Origin of the sequence: Microbacterium sp. HMWF026 (assembly GCF_003061325.1) — a bacterium.
GTDB classification, from domain to species: Bacteria; Actinomycetota; Actinomycetes; order Actinomycetales; family Microbacteriaceae; genus Microbacterium; species Microbacterium testaceum_E.
This window is the reverse complement of the sequence record NZ_QAJB01000433.1, coordinates 887-4290: the sequence shown is the minus strand read 5'-3', so window position 1 is coordinate 4290 and position 3404 is coordinate 887. Positions and strand designations below refer to the sequence as shown.

Genomic DNA, 3404 nt, shown 5'->3' with positions numbered 1-3404 from the left:
GGTTCGGTGGTCGAGGCGGCCGGGTCGGTCACCAGCGGCACCCCGGCGATCAGCGAGTTGTTCACCGAGCCCCGGCCCTTGGCATCCACCGAAGAAGTGGTGTCGGCGGGCTTGTCCGAGCCGATCACCGCGCCGTCACTGAGGCGCAGGTACGTCGGCGACTCGTCGATCACCATGCCGAGCGCGGCGGCGTTCGCGGCGAGGTACTGCGGCGAGCTGAGCCCGGCGGTCTCGTCGTACAGGATCTGCTTCTGGTAGGTCAGGTCGCGCTGCTGCTGCGTGAGCGAGGCGATCTCGAACGAGCTCTGGGTGGTGAGGATGCCGAGGCCCATCTGCACCAGCACGATCACCAGCGCACCCGCGACGGCCACGATGCCGAACAGGCGGCGCGGCGCCCGGCGGCGGGCCGTCTGGGGGACGACGGTGAGCCGGCGCTCGCGGACGGGGGTCGGGAAGTCGGGAAGGAAAGCGGCGTCGATGGCCTGGGGTGCACTCATGCGTCCTCCTGGATCCGCTCGGCCGCACGCAGGCGCACGGGGGTGGCTCGGGGGTTGGCGGCGCGCTCGTCGTCGCTCGCCAGTTCGGCTCCGCGCACGAGCAGCCGGAACTTCGGCGCGTGCTCGGGCAGCTCGACGGGCAGTCCTCGCGGAGCGGTGGATGCCGAGGACTCGGCGAACACGCGCTTGACGAGACGGTCTTCGAGCGACTGGTACGACAGCACCACGATGCGCCCGCCGACGCCGAGGACGCCGAGGGCCGCGGGGATGGTGCGCTCGAGCACCGACAGTTCGGCGTTGACCTCGATGCGCAGGGCCTGGAAGACGCGCTTGGCGGGGTGGCGCTCGCGCAGGACCGCGGCGGGAGTGGCCGCCTGCAGCACGTCGACGAGCTGACCGGACCGCTCGAGCGGGGCCTCGTTGCGGGCGGCGATGATCGCGCGGGCGTAGCGTCCGGCGAGCTTCTCTTCGCCGTAGCGCTCGAAGATGCGGCGCAGGTCTCCCTCGCCGTAGGTCGCGAGCACCTCGGCCGCCGTGACGCCGGTGGTCTGGTCCATGCGCATGTCGAGGGGCGCGTCCTGCGCGTAGGCGAAGCCGCGGTCGGCCACGTCGAGCTGCAGCGACGACACGCCCAGATCGAACAGGATGCCGTCGACCTTCTCGACACCGGCCGAGGCCACCGCGTCGGCGATGCCGTCGTACACGGTGTGCACGAGGGTGACGCGGTCGCCGAACCGCGCGAGCCGCTCCCCCGCGATGCGCAGGGCGTCGGTGTCGCGGTCCAGACCGATGAGCCGGGCGTTCGGGAAGCGCTCGAGGAACGCCTCGGAGTGACCGCCCATGCCGAGCGTGCCGTCGACGAACACGGCTCCGGGCTTCTGCAGCGCGGGACCGAGCAGCTCGGCGCACCGCTCGAGCAAGACGGGGGTGTGGATGTCGCGGATGTCCATGATGAGGGGGCCGGTCCTTCGGCTCTGATCCCCACCCGCATCGACCTGGCGCCGGGGAAGTGCGTCAGGGCGTGCGGCTGGGCATCACAGGCGGAGGGTCAGAACAGTCCCGGGATCACCTCCTGCTCCATCTCGGCGTACGTCTCTTCGTTGCTCTCCGCGTAGGCGTTCCAGGCCTCGGCATCCCAGATCTCGGCGTGAGCGCCGACACCGGTGACCACCAGTTCCCGACCCAGCCCCGCGTACGCGCGCAGCGCGGGCGGGACGGTGATGCGGTTCTGACTGTCGGGCTTCTCGGCGCTGGCCCCTGAGAGGAACATGCGCAGGAAGTCGCGGGCCTGCTTGTTGCTGAGCGGGGCCTCGCGGATCCGCTCGTGCACGCGCTCGAACTCCTCGGTGCTGAACACGTAGAGGCAGCGGTCCTGCCCACGCGTGATCACCACTCCGGCGCCGAGATCGTCACGGAACTTCGCCGGCAGGATGACCCGACCCTTGTCGTCGAGCTTGGGTGTGTGCGTACCGAGCAGCATTCGGGCGTCCACCCCCTTCGTCCGGCCTGCGAAGTTTCCCCCACTTTACTCCACCACCCTCCACTACGCCATCGAAATCAGGGGTCTTCTGGGCAGACGCTCCTCCGTGTACTGTGTGCGGCACCCGAGATCGGCGTCCCCGCACCCGCGGAATTCCGCGCCGGCACCACCCCCGCGGGCCGTCAGTGGAGGGAAAGGGAGCGCATCGGTCGCCGAAGATCGATGGATGCCGACCCCCGGGCGCACGAAAAAGCACCGACTCCGAAGAGCCGGTGCTTGATCGACGAGGGGTGAGCTGCGGGGTCAGGGGCCTTCGCGGCGACGATCCCAACGATCGTTCATGCGGTCCATGAACGAGCTGCCCGAGGTGCGGGGACCACGCTGCTTGGCGGCGCGCGGGGGCGTCACCGCCGCTCCGCGGGTGGGAGTCACGGCGAAGATGACGCCGCCCACCATCAGGAGGAAGCCGATCACGCCGATCGCGATGCCCAGGACGCCGGTGTTGAAACCGATCGAGACGCCCACGACCAGAGCGCCGAGACCGGCGAGCACCAGGATCGAACCGAGGACGATGTTGCGGTAGCTGAGGGCGCGACTGGGAGCCGACACGACATCGGTGTCGTTACTCATGAGATGGCGCTCCATCTCATCAAGCAGACGCTGCTCCTGTTCGGAGAGTGGCATGCATCCCCCTCTATTGTTCGATGCGGACGATTCTACGCGGGGCGTGGATCACTAGGCTAGGCCCGTGCCGACCTCCCAGGAACCGATCGAAGCTGTTTCCCAGCGACTCGACAAGTTCCTCTCCGAACAGCTATCGTACGCGTCCTCACTGGGACCCGAGGCCGAAATGCTCACCCGTTCCGGGGCATCCGCCCTGCGCGGCGGCAAGCGTCTGCGCGCCCGGTTCTGCCTGACCGGCTTCGCGGCCGTCGGCGCCGGTGGCGACGTCCCGGACGAGGCCCCCCTGGCCGTTGCGACCTCGCTCGAGATCTTCCACGCCGCCGCTCTCGTGCACGACGATCTGGTGGACAACTCCGACACCCGGCGCGGTCAGCCCGCGGCTCACCGCGCGCTGCAGCAGGGCCACCGCGACGCCGCGTGGACAGGGGACTCCGACGCCTTTGGACGCTCGGGGGCGATTCTGCTGGGCGACCTGCTCGTGGCGTGGAGCGACGACCTTCTCGAAGAGGGCCTCGCGCTCTCGCCCGCCTCCGCCGCGGCGACGCGACGCGCGTACGCGCAGATGCGGCGCGACGTCACGATCGGCCAGTTCCTCGACGTGGCCGAGGAGTCGGCGTACACCGCCTACCCCGACGACTCGCACGCCGAACGGGCGCTGCGCGTCGCCTCGTACAAATCGGCGCGCTACAGCATCCAGCAGCCCCTGCTGATCGGCGCCTCGCTGGCCGACGCCGACGAGGCGC

At 69.9% G+C, this 3404-nt stretch carries 5 protein-coding genes; 1 reads left to right on the top strand and 4 read right to left on the bottom strand.

What is annotated here, in order from left to right; all coding sequences use genetic code 11:
- From DBR36_RS15770 to DBR36_RS15755, 4 genes are all read right to left on the bottom strand, one after another.
- Window positions 1-497 (bottom strand): hypothetical protein (locus DBR36_RS15770; RefSeq protein WP_108320660.1); only part of this gene is annotated, 497 nt, incomplete at its 3' end.
- Window positions 494-1447, bottom strand: coding sequence for a 16S rRNA (cytosine(1402)-N(4))-methyltransferase RsmH (gene rsmH, locus DBR36_RS15765; protein ID WP_108320659.1), 954 nt, complete (start codon window positions 1445-1447; stop codon window positions 494-496). The genes rsmH and DBR36_RS15770, both read right to left, overlap by 4 nt.
- 98 nt (window positions 1448-1545) lie before the next feature.
- Window positions 1546-1977 (bottom strand): division/cell wall cluster transcriptional repressor MraZ, encoded by a 432-nt coding sequence (gene mraZ / locus DBR36_RS15760; protein WP_108320658.1) that lies wholly within the window; start codon window positions 1975-1977, stop codon window positions 1546-1548.
- 303 nt (window positions 1978-2280) lie between these two features.
- Complete coding sequence (locus DBR36_RS15755; RefSeq protein ID WP_108320657.1) at window positions 2281-2661, bottom strand: DUF3040 domain-containing protein; 381 nt, start codon at window positions 2659-2661, stop codon at window positions 2281-2283.
- Between the two features lie 64 nt (window positions 2662-2725).
- Here DBR36_RS15755 and DBR36_RS15750 point away from each other — a divergent pair.
- On the top strand, window positions 2726-3404 hold a 679-nt coding region (locus tag DBR36_RS15750), incomplete at its 3' end, for a polyprenyl synthetase family protein (protein ID WP_258222911.1).

What these genes read in the sequence shown, in the direction of transcription:
- rsmH (WP_108320659.1), bottom strand. Translation starts at nt 1,447, where the DNA reads ATGGACATCCGCGACATCCACACCCCCGTCTTGCTCGAGCGGTGCGCC.
- mraZ (WP_108320658.1), bottom strand. Translation starts at nt 1,977, where the DNA reads ATGCTGCTCGGTACGCACACACCCAAGCTCGACGACAAGGGTCGGGTC.
- DBR36_RS15755 (WP_108320657.1), bottom strand. Translation starts at nt 2,661, where the DNA reads ATGCCACTCTCCGAACAGGAGCAGCGTCTGCTTGATGAGATGGAGCGC.